Source organism: Desertimonas flava (assembly GCF_003426815.1).
GTDB lineage: Bacteria > Actinomycetota > Acidimicrobiia > Acidimicrobiales > Ilumatobacteraceae > Desertimonas > Desertimonas flava.
Window position 1 is genome coordinate 211,709 of record NZ_QKYK01000004.1, and the last position, 16,717, is coordinate 228,425.

The 16,717-nt window shown below is 69.2% G+C and carries 14 protein-coding genes; 2 read left to right on the forward strand and 12 right to left on the reverse strand.

Going from position 1 to position 16,717, the window contains the following annotated elements:
* Positions 1-2 precede the first annotated feature (2 nt).
* Entirely contained in the window at positions 3-917 is a 915-nt protein-coding gene (locus tag DN771_RS07640) for an LLM class flavin-dependent oxidoreductase (RefSeq protein ID WP_116996751.1), read from the forward strand.
* A gap of 1 nt (position 918) precedes the next feature.
* On the opposite strand, the gene DN771_RS07645 is transcribed toward DN771_RS07640, so the two are convergent.
* The 7 genes from DN771_RS07645 to DN771_RS07680 are packed head-to-tail and all read right to left on the reverse strand — an operon-like array spanning position 919 to position 9,948.
* Positions 919-2,139 (reverse strand): acyl-CoA dehydrogenase family protein, encoded by a 1,221-nt coding sequence (locus DN771_RS07645; RefSeq protein ID WP_116996752.1) that lies wholly within the window; start codon positions 2,137-2,139, stop codon positions 919-921.
* Complete coding sequence (locus DN771_RS07650) at positions 2,136-3,512, reverse strand: 4-hydroxyphenylacetate 3-hydroxylase N-terminal domain-containing protein (RefSeq protein WP_116996753.1); 1,377 nt, start codon at positions 3,510-3,512, stop codon at positions 2,136-2,138. Before DN771_RS07650 ends, DN771_RS07645 begins: the two co-directional genes overlap by 4 nt.
* A 6-nt stretch (positions 3,513-3,518) precedes the next feature.
* The gene (locus DN771_RS07655) at positions 3,519-4,256 is read right to left on the reverse strand and encodes an ABC transporter ATP-binding protein (RefSeq protein ID WP_205528476.1); all 738 of its coding nucleotides are present in this window, start codon (positions 4,254-4,256) and stop codon (positions 3,519-3,521) included.
* On the reverse strand, positions 4,253-6,121 hold the full coding sequence (locus DN771_RS07660; RefSeq protein WP_116996754.1) for a branched-chain amino acid ABC transporter ATP-binding protein/permease: 1,869 nt from the start codon (positions 6,119-6,121) through the stop codon (positions 4,253-4,255). Before DN771_RS07660 ends, DN771_RS07655 begins: the two co-directional genes overlap by 4 nt.
* Complete coding sequence (locus tag DN771_RS07665; RefSeq protein WP_116996755.1) at positions 6,114-6,986, reverse strand: branched-chain amino acid ABC transporter permease; 873 nt, start codon at positions 6,984-6,986, stop codon at positions 6,114-6,116. The genes DN771_RS07660 and DN771_RS07665 overlap by 8 nt, the downstream gene beginning before the upstream one ends.
* Positions 6,987-7,013: 27 nt before the next feature.
* Complete coding sequence (locus DN771_RS07670; protein WP_162941676.1) at positions 7,014-8,321, reverse strand: ABC transporter substrate-binding protein; 1,308 nt, start codon at positions 8,319-8,321, stop codon at positions 7,014-7,016.
* Between the two features lie 55 nt (positions 8,322-8,376).
* Entirely contained in the window at positions 8,377-9,948 is a 1,572-nt protein-coding gene (locus DN771_RS07680; protein ID WP_116996758.1) for a class I adenylate-forming enzyme family protein, read from the reverse strand.
* Between the two features lie 179 nt (positions 9,949-10,127).
* Between DN771_RS07680 and DN771_RS07685 the strand changes: the two genes are divergently transcribed.
* Entirely contained in the window at positions 10,128-10,793 is a 666-nt protein-coding gene (locus tag DN771_RS07685) for a TetR/AcrR family transcriptional regulator (RefSeq protein WP_116996759.1), read from the forward strand.
* Here DN771_RS07685 and DN771_RS07690 read toward each other — a convergent pair whose 3' ends face one another.
* Genes DN771_RS07690 through DN771_RS07710 form a run of 5 tightly spaced genes read right to left on the reverse strand, consistent with a single transcriptional unit; the run spans position 10,794 to position 16,717 of the window.
* Positions 10,794-11,618 (reverse strand): SDR family NAD(P)-dependent oxidoreductase, encoded by an 825-nt coding sequence (locus DN771_RS07690; protein WP_116996760.1) that lies wholly within the window; start codon positions 11,616-11,618, stop codon positions 10,794-10,796. It lies immediately after the preceding gene.
* Positions 11,619-11,656: 38 nt separating this feature from the next.
* A complete protein-coding gene (locus DN771_RS07695; protein ID WP_116996761.1) occupies positions 11,657-13,831 on the reverse strand; it encodes a hypothetical protein in 2,175 nt (724 codons plus the stop codon).
* Positions 13,828-15,111 (reverse strand): protoporphyrinogen/coproporphyrinogen oxidase, encoded by a 1,284-nt coding sequence (locus DN771_RS07700; protein ID WP_116996762.1) that lies wholly within the window; start codon positions 15,109-15,111, stop codon positions 13,828-13,830. Before DN771_RS07700 ends, DN771_RS07695 begins: the two co-directional genes overlap by 4 nt.
* Positions 15,108-15,941, reverse strand: coding sequence for a DeoR/GlpR family DNA-binding transcription regulator (locus tag DN771_RS07705; RefSeq protein WP_193615355.1), 834 nt, complete (start codon positions 15,939-15,941; stop codon positions 15,108-15,110). Before DN771_RS07705 ends, DN771_RS07700 begins: the two co-directional genes overlap by 4 nt.
* Positions 15,938-16,717 (reverse strand): ATP-binding cassette domain-containing protein, encoded by a 780-nt coding sequence (locus DN771_RS07710; RefSeq protein ID WP_116996763.1) that lies wholly within the window; start codon positions 16,715-16,717, stop codon positions 15,938-15,940. The genes DN771_RS07705 and DN771_RS07710 overlap by 4 nt, the downstream gene beginning before the upstream one ends.

A 16,717-nucleotide genomic window follows, 5' to 3' on the forward strand; every position in this document is an offset into this window, starting at 1 on the left:
CGATGCGATTCGACGGAATGTTGATTCCCGCCTTCGGGTGGCCGGACCTCGTCGAGCGGGCCCGACAGCTCGAGCGTCTCGGGTTCGGCACGGTCTGGATCGACGACCACATCGCCAACCCGGTCGCCGTGGGGGCGCCGTGGTTCGAGGCGTGGGCGGCGTTGGCCGGGCTCGCAGCCTCCACAGAGACCATCCGCATCGGGCCGATGGCCGGCAACGTCGTGTTGCGCCACCCGACGCTGCTCGCCCGCCAGGCGATCACCGTCGACCACGCGTCCGGTGGCCGGCTCTCACTGACGATCGGGTCGGGCTACGCCGAACCCGATCACGCCCTCGTGCAGACGCCCATGTGGGATGACGACGAACGACAGGGTCGCTTCCGCGACGCCGTCGTGCTGCTCGATTGCGTGCTCCGCGGCGATCAGGCCCCGGCCTCCGACGACTCGGTCTGGGTGGACGAACCGTTCCAGATACGCCCTCGTTCCAAGCAGTCCCCGCGTCCTCCGCTGATCGTCGCCGCCCACGGCCCCAAGGCGATCGAGCTCGCCGGCGAGCGCGGCGACGGTTGGTGCTCCTACGGCGGTTACGGCCTCGGAGCAGCCGGCGTCGAGGCGATCACCCGCCAGCGGGTGGCCATGCTGGAAGACGCCGCCGTGCGCCACGGCCGCGATCCGGGCTCGATCGAGCGGTTGATGCTCGTCGGCAACACCGCCGTGAGCGACGAGCCGATGTGGGCCAGCACCGACGCGTTCGAGGACCTCGTCGGTCGCTACACCGAGGTGGGGATCACCACACTGGTCCTCTACAACCCCCCGAGCGTGGTCGCTCCCGGGATCGACGACTCCGTGGTGGAGGCCGTGTTCGAGGAGGTCGTGCCGCGCCTGATGGCGCTCCACACGGCCGGGACGAGCAGCTGACTCAGCGGGGCAGGCCGAGCACGCGCTCGGCCAGCGTGTTGCGCTGGATCTCGTCGGTGCCGCCGGCGATCCGCAGGCCTGGGGCGCTGCACACGAAGTCGGCCCAGGAGTAGGTGCCCCACGCACCGCCGTCCGCGGTCATCGCCGGCCCGAGGAGTTGCCCGGCCAGCTGGCCGAGCTCGCGCAGCTGCGTGGTGTGCAACAGTTTCGAGATCGACCCCTCGGGGCCGGGCGGCCGGCCGGCCATCGCAGCCTGACGCTGACGATCGCCGAGCAGGTGCAACAACCGCGACCGCATGTGCAGATCGGCGAGTGCGAGCCGTACCGTCGGCCGTTCGACGTCGCCGGAAGCGCGTGCGATGTCGACGAGCCGGCGAATGGCTTCGTCGCCGAGCGCGGCGTGCCCTCCGATCGAGTGTCGCTCGCTCATCAACGTGGTCAGCGTCGCCGCCCAACCGCCACCGACGTCGCCGACGCGGTGATCGTCGGGGATGCGCACGTCGTCGAGGAACACCTCGTTGAACTCGGCGTCACCGGTCATCTGACGGAGTGGCCGCACCTCGATTCCCGCGGTCTCCATCGGGAGCAGGAACATCGACAGTCCGCGATGTTTCGGAGCGTCCGGATCGGTCCGCACCAGCAGCTGGCCGAGCTGTGCCAGGTGGGCGTTCGAGCTCCACACCTTCTGCCCGTTCACGACCCACCCGTCACCGTCGCGAACGGCGGTCGTGCGGAGCGACGCCAGATCGCTGCCCGCCTCGGGCTCGCTCAGGAGCTGGCAGCAGATGATGTCGCCGCGGTGGATGCCTCGCAGGTACCGCTCACGCAACCACGGCGATCCATGGGCGACGACCGCGGGAGAGACCATGCTCCGACCGACCTCGAACAGGCCCTGGTCGGGCACGTCGAAGCGGTGCTCGACCTCACTCAGTGCCCACTCGAAGAGCGGATGGCGCCCAGCGCCACCGGCGTCGGTCGGCCCGCTCAGCCATCCGAGCCCGCCGTCGAAGAGAGCTCGACGGTAGGCGCGGCTGCGCTCACGACTCGCCTCGCTCGGCGCGGCGTCACCGCCGAGCACCGGCAGGCGGTCGCTCCGCCGGTGCTCGTGGTGGGGGTCGAGTGCTCCGGCGGCGACGAGCTCGCCGACGACGCGGGCCGCCTCGTCGGCGAAACGGTCGAGTTCCTCCGAGCTCGGGAGTAGTTCGGGCCGTGCGGAGCTCATTCCTCGATGCCGGCCGACCGCAGGGCGATCTGCTTGGCCCGGTCCATGTCGTAGTGCTTGCGAGTCACGAGCCGCTGTGCGAACAGACCGCCACCGGACTGGATGTTGGTGACGAACCGCCACCCGCCGTAGGCGTCGGCCGTGAGGTCGCGGATGAGATGGAACAGCCGGGCGCGGTACTCACCGTCCACACCGTCCATCGTGCTCATGTACTTGCGCAGGGACGGCCCGGTGTCGGGATTGTCGAAGTCCGAGAGCGCCGGCGCCGTCAGGACGGCGCCGCCGGCGATGTCGTGAAGGTGCCTCACCATGAGGTTGTACTGCGCCGCGCCCTGGAACTTCGCGGCGTTGGTGAACAGCTCGTTGGGATAGAAGTAGCCCTCCGGCGTCCGCTCGGCGTGAGTGATCGCCGACTCGAGCCCGGCCCGCAGCATCGTGGCGTGGATGACCAGCTCGCTGATCTTCTCCTGGATGTGCGCGATGCCGGCGGTGCCATTGGCCTCGGCGATCAGTTGCGCCGCCCCGACCATCTCGTCGGCCTCCTCGACCATGAAGGCGATGCCGCCAAGGCGCTCCCAGAGCCCCAGGGAGTGAGCGAACACAGCGGCGTAGCGCCCTTGGCCGTCGAGGAAGATGCGCTCGTTCGGGACGAACACGTCGTCGAAGACGACGAAGCCGTCGGGGATGGCGTTGCGCGAGCTCACCGGGAAGTGCCTGGCGTCTGCGACTCGCGGCGCGTAGGTGGTGTTGACGATGCGGACGCCCGGTGCGTTGACGGGAACGGCACACGCGATCGCGTACTCCTCCTCGCCGGCCTTCATGTTCTTGGTCGGCATCACCATCAGGTCGTGGCCGAGCGAGGCACCCGTGATGTGCAACTTGGCGCCACGGATCACCACGCCGTCACGCTGGCGATCGACGACATGGACATAGGCGTCGGGGTCGGTCTGTCGCGACGGCGGGTTGGCGCGGTTGCCCTTGGCGTCGGTGATGCACTCGGTGATGCGGATGTCCCTGGCCCGGGCGTCGTCGACGTAGGCGTGCATCCGCTCGATGAACTCCTCCGATCCCTCGGCCATCCGGCCACCCACCGTGAACAGCGTCATCAGCGACTGGTACGTGACGTTGGTCAGCACGTCGACGGCATGCAGCATCGGGATGCGATCGCGCAGTTCCTCGATCGAGCGGGGCGCCTCCATCAGCGGATTGCGCGCGTCGGGGCCGGCGGCGTAGTGCCGGTCGTACCCAGCGGCAACGCTCCGAACGGCGATGTCCAGCGCCGGCTCGGCACCGATGTCCTCGACGCGCCGGCCTTCGAAGAACGTCTCGCGTCCGTCGAGGAGGGACTTGCGGTAGTCGTCACCCGTGAGCATTCGAGATCAACCTTTCTGGGGGGTGTTACTGCTTCGACCGAGGAACGCCTCGTCGAGCGCGGGATGGTCGTGCAGTTCGGCGGCCGGGGCCGAGCCGAGGATCTGCCCGTTGGCGAGGACGTAGCCGACGTCACCGATGGACAGTGCGGCGTCGACGGCCTGTTCGACGAGCAGCACCGTGTGGCCATCGTCGCCCAGCGCCCGCAACGAGGCGAAGAGCGACAGGATGATCGCCGGCGCGAGGCCGAGGGAGGGTTCGTCGAGGATCAACAGGCGCGGCCGGCGAACGAGTACCTGACCGAGCGCGAGCATCTGTTGCTGGCCTCCGCTGAGTAGGCCGGCCCGCCGCCCGATGAACTCGCCGAGGATGGGGAACATGGCACAGGCGGCGTCGATCCGCTCGCGCCGTTCCGCTCGCGACAGCTTGAGGCCGAACATGCCGAGATCGAGGTTGGAGGCGACCGTCTGGTTGCGGAAGAGCTGCCGGCCGGCGGGGACGAATCCGATGCCCGCGCGCACGATGGTCGCGGCCGATGCACCGGTGAGGTCGTCGCCACCGAACCGCACGGTCCCCGACTGCACGTCGGCCAGTCCGGTCAGCGAGCGCAGCAGCGTCGTCTTGCCCGCCCCGTTGGGGCCGAGCAGCACGGTCACCTTGCCCTCCTCGACCGTCATGTCGACACTGCGGACGATCTCCAGCCGGCCGTAGCCGGCCCGCAGTCCGGCGAGTTCGAGCAGGCTCACGACGCCGACTCGGCTCCCAGGTAGGCCCGACGAACGGCCGGGTCGGCGAACACCTCGTCGGGCCCTCCCGCCGCGAGCACGCGACCCTGGTCGAGGACGATCACCCGGTCGGCGAGATCCCGTACCAGCTGCACATGGTGTTCGACGAGGACGACCGCGATCCCCGCGGTGGTGAGTGCCCGCACGAGCTTGCTGAACTCCCTGAGCTCGCTCTCGTCGAGACCGGCGGCCGGCTCGTCCAGGAGGACGGCGACCGACGAGCCGATGGCGACCCTGGCCATCTCGACTAGCCGCTGCTGGCCGTGCGGCACGTCATCGGGACGCAGTCCGGCGAGGTGACCCAACCCGAGTTCGGCCAGCGCACGCGCGGCCGCCCCATCGGCTTCGCGGTTGTCCTTGCTCCCGCGAGGCAGGCGAAGCATGAGCTCGGCCAGGTTCGCCCGGCCGAGGTGATGCACGCCGAGACGCACGTTGTCCTGCACGCTCAGCGAGTTGGTGAGCTGCGGCTGCTGGAACGTGCGGGTCAGGCCGGCCCTGGCGATCTCGTGGGTCGAGCGACCGGTCACGTCGATCTCGCCGAGCGTCACCGAGCCCCGGTCGGCTGTGTACACACCCGACACGCAGTTCAGCAGTGTGGTCTTGCCGGATCCGTTGGGCCCCACGATGGCCACGACCTCACCAGGCGACACGTCGAAGTCGACGTCGTCGAGCACGGTCAACGTGTCGAACGACTTGCCGATGCCACGCGCCGACAGCACCGGACCGGTCGACACTGCTGCGCGAGCGTGGCCCAGCTTCCAACCGCCCGTGCCCGCAGGCACCACCGTCGCCGTCGCGTCAGGCCGCGGCGCGAGCCGATCGACGAGGCGACGGATGAGGCCCGCCAACCCATCGGGGGCGAAGACCACGAGCACGAGCAGGGCGACGGCGAAGGCGATCACCCGCCACTCCTCCAGCCACGACAGGACGTCGGGCGACAGGAAGAACACCGCGGCGCCGATCACCGGTCCGGCGAGGCTCCCGGCGCCGCCGATGACGACGGCGATCAGCATGAAGATCGAGAGCGCTGAGGTGAAATCGTCCGGTGTGAGCACCGACTTCTGGATCGCGAAGAGCGACCCGCCGAGTCCGGCCACAGCCGCCGACAACATAAACACGCCGAATCGGGTGGCGAACGGACTCACCCCGTTGCTGCGGGCCGCGACCTCGACGTCACGGGCGCTCACCAGTGCGATGCCGATCCGTGACTGCACGAGGTTGCGCACCAACGCGTAGGTCACGATGAGCAGTACGAGCGCGAGCGCGAGCACCCCTTGGTCGTCGAGCCTCGAACCGAACAGCGATGGTCTCGGGATGCCGAGCAGCCCGGCGTGACCACCGGTCCAACCGCGCATCTCGACCATCAGGGTCTCCAGCATCTCGGCGAACGCGAGGCTGATGATGGCGAAGTACCAACGCGACAGGCGGAGCGAAGGCAGCGCCATGATCGATCCGACGGCAGCGGTCACGACCATCGCGACGGGGGCGGCCAGCCAGTACGAGAGGTCGTACCTCGTCATGAGCACACCGGTCGTGTACGCGCCGACTCCGACGAGGGCTCCGTGGCCGAGTGACACCACACCGCCATAGCCGTAGAGCAGGTTGAGCCCCATCGTGTTGAGGGCGATCACCGTGGCGAACGCGATCACGAAGGCCCAATAGCTGCTGCTGATCAGCTGGGGCACGACCAGGGCCGCGACGAGCGCCGCGATCAAGAGCGGCCACACCGGACGCGTCCGCGCGCTCCGGTCCCCCGAGCTGGTTGCGGTCGCGATCGGCGCACCCGCGTCGGGCTCGGTCGCCGCGCGTCCGAGCAGGTCAGACACGTACCGCTCCCGCCGTCGACATCAGGCCTTGGGGCCGCACCATCAGCACCGCCAACAACAGCGCGAAGGTGATCACCGACTGGTAGCCGGGGGAGAAGTAGGTCGCGGTGACCGCCTCGGCGAGCGCGATCAACAGACCCCCGATCAGGCCGCCGCGCGGGTTGCCGATCCCTCCGATGCCGGCTGCCATGAAGCCCTTGATGAGCATCATCGGACCGAGGGCGATCGAGGCATAGAGGATCGGCGAGATCAACAGGCCGGCCAGGCCGCCGACGACGCTGCCGCCGATGAGGGCCAAGCGCCCGACGAGTTGGGGCCGGATCCCGCGCAACATGGCAGCTTCCCGGTTCTCGGCGACGGCGAGCGTCGCCCGCCCCCACCGAGAACGGTCGAAGAGGTCGATGCCGATCAGGATCAGCACGATGAACACCATCATCGCAACGGCGTACTGACTTAAGCCGAGCGGCCAATCACCCCGGGTCGACAGGCCGAGCGGCGGGTTGGTGAAGCGGGGGTCGGTGTCCCAGTACTTGCCGGCGATGTCGCCGATGAGGAGCGAGACGGCGAGAGTCGAGATCACCCACATGTGTGACTGCGGATCGCGGCGCTGCACCGGCCGGATCGCAGCGGCGTCGGTCAGCAGACCGATCGCCGCCACGCCGACCAGTGCGAGCGCTCCCGCGATCAGGACGTTGCCATGGATGCTGACGAGGAACTGCGCCGTCAGCATGCCGCCGAGCATCACCAACTCGCCTTGGGCGAAGTTGAAGACGTTGGTGGCCCGGTACACGATGCTGAAGCTCGAGGCCAGGAGCCCGTAGAAGACTCCGTACAGCAGGGTCTGGGCGATGACGTCGTTGAGCACGGGGTGACCTCGGCGTCGGCCGGATTGTCAGGCTTCGATGGCCTGGAGGTAGATGCCTTCGGACTCGGCGTCGTTGATGCTCGCGATCGAGGCGATCGTCAGGGCATCGGCATCGACGCCGGCGTGCGACTCGGCGCTGAACGAGAACGTCGCGCTGAGGCCCTCGTACGCCGTCGTGGCCTCGAGCGCGTCGCGGATGGCATCGACGTCGTAGGCGCCGATCTCTTCGATCACCTTGGCGAGCAGGGTCAGGTAGTCGTAGTTGCCGTTGCCGGCCACGGCGAGCTCGCGCCCCGCCGTCCCCTCGATGGCGCTGAGCTTGGCGATGAAGTCGCGCTGGGCCTCCCCGACTGGCTCGTCACCCTGGCGGGTCCAGTTCTTGAACTGGATCGTGTAGAGCTGCGGCAGGAGCTCGTCGCTCGCCGTCTTTAACACGGTGTCGAGGGCGATGTGGAGGGCGGACCCGACGATGGGCGGTGCCCAGCCGAGGTTGTCGAGGCCCTGGAGCGTCGCGGCGATGTTCGGACCGCTCGACTGGATCGAGACGATGCCCTCGGCGCCGGAATCCTGGAGTGTGCGCAGGTACGGGCGGAAGTCGGACGCGTCGAGCGGGTGCTTCTCCGAGGCGACGAGCTCGACGCCGAGGGTCTCGGCGATCTCAGGTGCGATCTCGGTGACCTCCTGTCCGAGGGCCGAGTCCTCGGCGAGGATCGCCACCTTGGTGAGACCGAGCGACTGGGCGCCGGCGAGGAGGACTTCGGCGAGCGTCACCGCCGTGTAGTTGAACGTGAAGTTGTAGGGGTACGTCGCAGCGTCCGTGAGCGCCGTCGCGTTGGCGTTGGCGAACGTGATGACCTTGAGCTCCGTCGCTACCGGCACGCCGGCCAGCGCCGCCGACGACCCCGTCGGTCCGCAGACGAAGCTCACGCCGTCCTCGGACACCTTGCGGAACACGGCCGGCTGGCGGGCGGGGTTGGCCTCGTCGTCGTACTCGATGACCTCGATCGGCGCGCCGAGCACACCGCCGGCGGCGTTGAGGTCGTCGACGGCGACCTGGGCGCTGGCGTAGATCGGCTTGAACGAGCTGGCCAGCGCGCCCGTGGTCGGCAGCACCCATCCGAGCTTCATCGCTCCGGCGGGCGGCGCCGACGCAGCCCGGCCGGCGGCCGCAGCGAGCCGGGACCTTGCCGCGGCCGAGGCGGCGGACGGCGCCAATGCGCCCAGTCCCACTGCCGCACCGATGGCACCAGCAGCGCCGAGAAGGGCGCGCCGGCCGATCAGTCCCGCTGGTGCACCCTCGTTCGACCTGTCGAGGTCATGGTCATGGTCGGTCATGGAGTTCCCCCTGGATTGGTGTCCGTGGCCGGTCGGCCTGCCGAGAGAGTAAACGTCAACGCTGACGCAAATCAAGCCGAGCCAGGGACGGGTCCAAGAGACGTTTGAGGACCTTGCCGCTCGCGTTGAGCGGGAACTCGTCGACCACGTGATAGGCCACCGGACGCTTGTAGGAAGCGAGTCGTTCGGCGCAGAACTGCCCGAGCGCGACCGGATCGATCACCACGCCGTCGTGCGGGATGACGTAGGCGTGAACCACCTCGCCCCAGTGCTCATCGGGCGCCCCGACCACGGCGACCGACCGGACGTCCGCGTGCTCGGCGAGCGTCGCCTCGATCTCCGAGGGGTAGACGTTCTCGCCACCGCGGATGATCATGTCGGAGCGACGGCCGGCGAGGAACAGGTAGCCGGTCTCGTCCATCCACGCGAGGTCACCGGCGCGGAACCATCCGTCGACCATGGCTGCGGCCGACTCCTCGGGCATGTCGAGATAGCCCGACATGACCGTCTCCGAGCGGGTGACGATCTCGCCGACCTCACCCCGGGGCACGTCGTTGAGCTGCTCGTCGCAGAGCCGGAGTTCCACCCCGAAGCCGGGCCGGCCGATCGAGCCGAGCAGCTCAGGGCGCGTCGTCAGAGCGAGTTGGTGGTCGGCATGCGTGAGTACCGATTGCCCGCCGGCCTCCGTTCCGGCGCCGAAGGATTGGATCACTTGACAATCGAACCGATCCAGGGCGCGCCGCAACAGCTCCGGGGTGATCGGCGCCGCCCCGTACAAAACGGAGCGCAGGGCCCCGAAGTCGATCTCCGCGGCCCGCGGGTGGTCGAGCAACGACGAGATCATCGTCGGCACGAGAAACATGCCGGTCAGCGCCCGTTCCTCGACCAGAACGTCGACGAGTGCGTCGATGTCGAACTGTGGGAGCAGCAGGCTCGGATAGCCGAGCGCGATACCCGTGAAGATGAACACGGCGCCGGCGACGTGGAACAGCGGCGACGAGGCGTAGCGGAACTCGTCGGCGCGCAGACCTTGGTCGATGATGACCGACTTGGTCATGTTGGCGATCATTCGATAGCTCTGCTGGACGCCCTTCGGGCGCCCAGTCGTGCCGCTGGTGAACGACAACGAGATGACCGTCTCTGGGTCACCGGTGAACTCGATGCCGGTGGGCTCGTGCGAGCGGACCAAACCCTCGTAACTGGTCTCACCCTGGTCGACATCGAACTCGATGAGAGACTCCAGACCGGCCACAGCGTTCAGGAGGTGACCACCGACAGCTGAGTAGCGATCGCTGACGAACAGCAGCCGCGCGTCCGAGCGCTCCACCAGCAACTCGAGCTCAGCCGGCGCGAGGCGGAAGTTGAGTGGGACGTAGACGATTTCGGCCTTCATGCAGGCGAGGATCGTCTCGACGTAGCGGTGCCCGTCGGTGGCGAGGATGGCGACCCGATCTCCGGGAGCGCAGCGGCGGCGCAGGGCTGTGGCGAGCCGTTCGACGCGGTCGTTGACCTCGGCGAACGTGAGCGTCCGTCTCGAACCCGCATCGACGAGGCAGGGCTGTTGAGGAATGCGCGAGGCGTTGATCCGGATCCAGTCCCCCGGACCCACGAACGTCGGAGCGGCCACTTTCGAACTTCCCTTCCGTCACGGCAGCGCCAATGCGATGCTCGTCGCCGATGTCGGGCGGCATGCTAACGTCAACGACAATGCTGACGGGAGTCCGATGATCCCTCGGCAACGCGCCGACGTCGAACGTTTACAGTTCCGGATCGGTGAGAACGCCGAGCCACAACCCCGAGGTCAGGATGCCGAAACCGAGACAGACGGCGCGATTCGCGCAACCCGAGAGCGACATCGCCCGCCGCCGGAGCGAACGCCGCCGGGCTGTTGGACGACGCAGTGACGATCGGTGGCGGGCCATCCTCGACGCCTCGTCACGAGTGTTCCGCCGCCTCGGGTATGCGCAGACCACGCTCGAGGATGTCGCCGAGGAGGTCGGTGTCACGCGGGCGTCGCTCTACTACTACGTCGGCACCAAAGAGGAGCTGCTGATCGCACTGCTGTATCAGCCGATGCATCAGATGACCGCCAACCTCAAGGCCATCGTCGAATCGACCGAGTCGGCGACCGAGCAGCTGCGGCGGGCCCTACGTCGCTACACACAGGACATGAGCGACACGCCGGAGATCGGCATCTTCCTCGCCAACAACATCCATCAGCTGCTCTCGGGGCGAGAGGCCGACGACATCGCTCGAAACGCCGACGAGTATGGCCGAGTGCTGCAGGGAATCATCGAGGCGGGCATCGATGCCGGTGAGTTCCGCGTCGACCTGGAACCACACATGACCATGTTGTGGATTCTCGGCGCCTTCAACTGGACTCATCGATGGTGGAACCCGAAAGGGTCGATGTCTCTGCAAGACGTCGGCGAGGCGTTCGCCGAACTTGCCCTCGCGACGGTCAAGGCCTGATCACACGCCGCTGGTGGCGGCTCCCCAGACGGTGCCATAGTCCGTGGCGAGCAACCTTGCACCGTTGGGCCGCTCCAAGCGGTCGAACGTGAGCTCGCCCAGCGCCGCGACGACTTGGCGAGGGCTGACCGCGTTCACGCGCTCCTCCTCGCTCAGCACGTTCACGACACCGGGCGTCGCCACGATGGCGCCTGGGCAGAGAAGGCTCACGAGGACGCCTTCGGCGTCGAACTCCGGCGCGACGCCGACGACCCAGCGATCGAGTGCAGCCTTGCTCGCCCCGTAGGCGGCGAAACCACGCTGGAACTCTGATGCCGCAAGCTTCACCAACGCTGCCGCCGACGTCAGGAACACGATCGTGGAACGGCCACCCGTCGGTCCACGTCCGGACCGGGCGACAAGGGCGGAACGCGCCGCCAGCGTGCAGCCGACGGCGCCGAGGAAGTTCACCGCGTGCACCCTTGCGACATGGTCGAGACTGACTTCGTCGAGCCGGGCCCGAGGAAAGATGCCGGCCGAGTTGACCAACACGTCGAGGCCGCCCGACTCCGAGATCGGACCGAACGCCGCGGCGATCGACTGCTGGTCGGTCACGTCGATGACCACTGTGTGGAGAAGGCCATCTGGCACCTGGCTCGCCAACGATCGCAGGGCTGCCTCATCGCGATCGAGGGCCCAGACCTCGTCCCCGGCGCGAATGGCTGCCAGCGCTGCAGCCAGTCCGATTCCGCTCGCCGCTCCGGTGATGGCGATGCGACGACCACCCGGGCTGGACCAGGAGTCGGGGCGATCGGTCGTATCGCGGGTCGCCGCGTTCTTGCTCATGGAGGGAACATTAACGCCAGCGTTGATATCTCCCGTGGTCACTGGTGTGTGGTCACGCGATACACCGCTGCCGCCTCCGGGGCCAGATCGATGGTGGCGCCGGTGAAGCCGGGGGCATCGAGGCAGGGGGAGAGCCCCAACGACGCCGCGCCGGAGCCGTCGACCAGTTCGAGCATCCTGGCGGAGGGGCCGAGGGCCAGCGACGCGACGGGGAGCCGTATCTCCAGCCGGCGACCGAGTCGGGAATCGCCGAACTCCCCGGTCTCGAGGTTGCCGATGAGGACATGATCGACGCCGCCGCTGCGCCAGGCATGCCACGCGACGGGTAGCGGACGAGCCGGGGCGACGGCGTGGATCACCCCCGCCTCGCGGGCGAGCTCGTGGAGCACGGTGGCTACTTGGAACGCCGGGAACGTCGAGCCGACCTGGTACTTGGGGACGAACTGGTTGAAAGGCTCGGACCAGTCGGTGGGCTGCCACCACAGGCGCCGCCCGCGTCGCGTCATCAGCGCCGTGTCGCGGGTGCGGTAGAGCACCGTCGCATCCTCGGCGACCTCCACGACGCAGTGCTCAGGGACGTAGGGACGATCGAACGTGGGCGTGTCTGGGTGGTCGCCGGTGCTGACCCAGAAGTCGGCACCGCGACGCTCGCCAGTCAGGGCGATGCCGAGCTCGTTGCGAACGGGCTCGGCGATGACGTCGGCCCGGCCGAAGACCGCCAAGCCGTCCGCCGACAACAGTGCGGACTCCCCATCCGGATCGGACGGCGTCTGGGCGATCAACACGCCGTCGGTGCCGGCACCGGCGGCGAGCCACTCGGGCCGGGTGGCCGACAGCACCGGGACCGCCCACTTCATGACGAGCGCGGCCTGATCGTCGATCCACTCCCCCACGTTGTCCGCGGGGTTCGACGCGGCGAGCGCGGCCATCGACTGCCGGTCGTAGACGATCGCCGGCCCGTGCACGTGCTCGAGCGCCGCTGCGCTCGCCTCGGTGCGATCGAGCAACCCACCGACGAAGGCGATGTCGTCGCTCGACAGCAACTCCATGTGTCCGTTGTTGAGCCAGGACACGTAGGCGCCGTCACTCGGACGCGGGCCGGCCGGTGTGGCGGCGCTGGCATGGGCGAAGGCCCACGCTCCCCAGGTGAGCTTGCCGGGCACCTGGTGGATGGTGTCCCAGTGCTCCCAGCCGTCCCACGTCTCGACGAGGTGGTAAAGCGCGCACGGACGGGACCGCTGCTCGTTGGCCCGGGCGATCATCGCTCCCCGGGTCAGCAGGTTGGCCGTCTGGAACGTCCAGCCCTTCCACAGCTGATGCCACCAGTCCTGCCACGCACCGGCCCAGGTCTGCTCGATCCAGGCGTCGATGTGGCCGTCGGCGACGAGGGCCTCGAAGTCGACGCAGCCGACACGCCAGTCGGCCACCGGACTGATCGCGCTCGAGTAGCCGACGACGGTCCGGTCCGGCGCCGCCTCCTTGACGGCGCGGAAGAGGTGGCGCACGGCGTCCGAGAACGCCGCGACCACGGCCGGATCGTCGGGCGCCGTCGTGCCGTACGGGCCGTTGCGCGTGTAGATCATCGGCCCGCAGAAGCCGTCGCGCAGCAAGATGGCGTCGAACCCGGTCGCGGCGGCGAAGGCAGCCCATTGGGCACCGAAGAAGTCGCCGAAGCTGGTCCCTTCGGCGATGCCGTCGGGCGCCGTCGCGTACGGGTAGTCGTCGGCATGGAGCCGGTTCACGGGATGGAGATCGGGCATGCCGATGAACGAACGAGCCGGCTCGTAGAGCTCGGGGTGCCGCTCGTACCAGTCGCTGTCGAAGTCGTAGATCTTCAGCTCCGGCGGCCACACGACGTGCGCCCACTCCACGAACAGGATCCCGCAGCCGGCGCCGTCGAGGCCGTGGCGAGCGGTCGCCTCGCGATAGTCGGCGACGAACTCGGCGAGCCTGCGATACCCCACGGCGGCCCAGGGCGCGGTACGTCGGCTCCGGGTCGGGATCGGCTGGTCGAGATCCCCGGTCCACTCGGTGACGAGGTCGACGAGCCACCCGAGGTTGAAGAAGATGCCCCGCCGACCGCGTACCCCGGCGAGGAGCGGTCCGATCCGGTCGAACAAGGCGTCGAGTTGCGGGCCGAACGGGCCCGCCGGATCGAACCACGTGAGGTCCATCTCCAACCACCGGTCGCCCGACCGTGCCGTACTCGTCATCGCAACGTCCCGCTGACGAGCTCGGCGGCACGCTCGCCCGACCGGACCGCACCCTCGACACAGGGCTGGACGAGCCAATCGCCGGCGAAGAACACCGGCGGTCGCTGATGGAAGGCGTCGAGGCGGGCGTGATAGCCCGGGCGGACGTCGGGCACGGCGTGCGGCCACCGGATCAGTTGCACGACGTCGGCTCGGTCGAGTGGGAACACGCGCGGGTCGATGCGCCGGGCCTCCGCCCATATGCGGTCCTGGACCTCCTCGGCTGGGGCGTCGAGCAGCGGCCCGCTGGACGCCGCGGGCGCGCAGGCGAGCGCCCAGGCCCACTCGTCGGGAACCTGGCCCCAGGCGCCGAACCGCCCGGCGCCGAGCTCGACGGTGGCGACCAGGTCGTTGGGAAAGACGTGGATCCCGCTGCGCGCCGGGCCCGCTCCGCGGCGGGCGGCGTACAGGCGGACGTGGGGCACGTAGCCGATCTCGGAGAGGATCGCCGGACGATCATCCGGCGTCAGGAGCTCGGCGGCGACCGGAGCCGGGATCGCCAGGACGACGGCGTCGTAGCGATCGGCCGACCCGTCGATGTGGACGGCTGCGCCCCCGTCCCTCGTCGTCTCCACACCAGTGACGGTGACGCCGGTGCGGGCGCCGAGCAGGTCGGCCAGGGCCCGCCACGGAGCGTCCATGCCGCCGGCGACGTGGAAGAACGTGCCGACCGAGAGGACCCGGAGCCACGATCGCACGAGCGCCCCGGACATCTGCTCGAGCCGGGCGAAGAAGGGACCTTCGAAGTTGGGTCGCACGATGCGTTCCCGCGCTGCCGTACCGAAGCCGGCGAGGGCGTCGAGCGCAGTCTCGCCGTCATGGTCGAGGTCGATCGCCAGGTCGCCGCGCTGGGTGGCGAACAGCCTCGCCATGGCGACGAAGAAGCGCCCTTTGTCGAGTGGGCCGAGCAGCGACGAGCCGAGGATGCGCCCGACGGAGTTGGGGGTCGGCACGAGGCGCCCGTCGAGCAGGAGATCGCCGCCACCGCGCAGCGGCATGGGCGAGAGCCGGTGTCGCTGTCCGATCTCGTCGAGCAGTGCGAGGGTGCTGGGGTAGAAGCTCGCCAGCCACCCCGCACCGGTGTCCACCCAGTGGCCGTCGCCGTGGTGCTCGGTGTGCGTGCGTCCACCGGCCTCCGCCTCGCGTTCGAGCACGTCGACGTGGAAGCCGCGCTCGACGAGCCGGTAGGCGGCGGTCAGCCCGGCCGGCCCGGCGCCGACGACGGCGACCCGGCGGGTCACGCCGGCGCCTCGTCGGGCGGTGCGGGCACGACGGTCACGTCCACCCCGAGCTGGCGGATCGCATCGAGCTCGGCCTCGTCGGCACGATCATCGGTGATCAGTTCGTCGACCTCCTCGATGGCACACACCCGGGCGAGCTCGACGACGCCGACCTTGCGGCCCTCGGCCACCACGATGCGGGTACGGGCGGCCGCGACCATGCGCTGCTTGATCTCGGCCTCGGGCAGGTTGACGTTGGTGATGCCGCCACGATGGTCCACCCCGTTGCAGCCGATGAAGGCGATGGTCGCACTGATGCCGTCAAGCAGGGTGGCGCCCAGTGGGTTGACCAGCGAATGCTGCATCGGTCGCAACGTTCCGCCGGTGACGACCACGCTGACGCGCGGCGCGGCCGCCTCCAGTTCGAGGGCGATGGTCAGACCATTGGTGAAGACGGAGACGTCGGTGAGGTCGGCTCGGGCCACGAGGGCCCGGGCGAGCGCCGTCGTCGTCGTGCCGACGTCGACCAGCACGGCGTCGCCGCTGCGCACCCTCTCCGCAGCCGCGAGACCGAGGTGTCGCCGGGCGGCGACGAGGTGGTCCTGGGCGAGATCGAACGGCTGCTCCACGCTGTGCACGCGACGCGCGACGGCGCCACCGTGCACCCTGCGAACGTGTCCGCGTTCGGCGAGCGCCGTGAGGTCGGCCCGGACGGTCACCTCCGAGACGGCGAACTGCTCGGAGATGTCGCTGACACGGACGAAGTCGCGGTCGTTGACGTACGAACGGATGCGCTCCTGGCGAAGCTCCGCGGGCAGCGTGCTGCGGTGGTGGGGCCGTGCGCCGGTCACTCGGAACCCTTCGAGCGTCCGACGCCGCTGATCAGGTGGAGAATCTCACTCCGATCGGTGCTGGCGGTCTCGCGGAGCGCGGTGAGCCGGCCCAGGCGCATGACGGCGATGCGGGTCGACAGCTGGAACACGTGGTCGAGGTTGTGGCTGACGATCAGCTGGGTGAGGCCGCGCTCGGCCAAGCGCTCGACGAGGCTGATCACGCGCCCCTGTTCCTGCAGGCCGAGCGCGGCCATCGGCTCGTCCATCACCAGGATGGTCGCTCCCTGGTGCACCGCCCGGGCGATGGCCACGCCCTGGCGCTGACCGCCCGACAGTGTGCGAACTTCGCGATCGACGTTGGGGACGCGCACCTTCAGCTCGTCGAGGGCGGCGACCGCGCCGCGGCGCATCTCGGCGCGGCGCAGGATCCGCAGCGGGCCGACCCGGCGGATCAGCTCGCTGCCGAGGTAGAGGTTCTCGGCGACGTCGCGATGGTCGGCCAGGGCGAGATCCTGGTACACGGTGGCGATGCCGAGCTCGCGTGCCGCGGCCGGACGCGGGATGCGCACTTCGTCGCCGTCGATCTCCAAGGTCCCGGAGTCGGGCCGGAGCGCGCCGCTCAGCATCTTGACGAGCGTCGACTTACCGGCGCCGTTGTCGCCGACGATGGCGGTGACCGTGCCCGACGGGAACTCGATCGTCACGTCGCTCACCGCGGCGATCCCGCCGTAGTGCTTGGTCAGGTTGCGGCCGGCGAAGCGCGGCACGCCGTCGGTGAAAGAGTGCGCACTCAC

Excerpts from the sequence above, each read along its gene's own strand:
- DN771_RS07695 (WP_116996761.1), bottom strand. The coding sequence starts at position 13,831 with ATGACGAGTACGGCACGGTCGGGCGACCGGTGGTTGGAGATGGACCTC.
- DN771_RS07640 (WP_116996751.1), top strand. The coding sequence starts at position 3 with ATGCGATTCGACGGAATGTTGATTCCCGCCTTCGGGTGGCCGGACCTC.
- DN771_RS07670 (WP_162941676.1), bottom strand. The coding sequence starts at position 8,321 with ATGACCGACCATGACCATGACCTCGACAGGTCGAACGAGGGTGCACCA.
- DN771_RS07685 (WP_116996759.1), top strand. The coding sequence starts at position 10,128 with ATGCCGAAACCGAGACAGACGGCGCGATTCGCGCAACCCGAGAGCGAC.
- DN771_RS07645 (WP_116996752.1), bottom strand. The coding sequence starts at position 2,139 with ATGAGCTCCGCACGGCCCGAACTACTCCCGAGCTCGGAGGAACTCGAC.
- DN771_RS07650 (WP_116996753.1), bottom strand. The coding sequence starts at position 3,512 with ATGCTCACGGGTGACGACTACCGCAAGTCCCTCCTCGACGGACGCGAG.
- DN771_RS07690 (WP_116996760.1), bottom strand. The coding sequence starts at position 11,618 with ATGAGCAAGAACGCGGCGACCCGCGATACGACCGATCGCCCCGACTCC.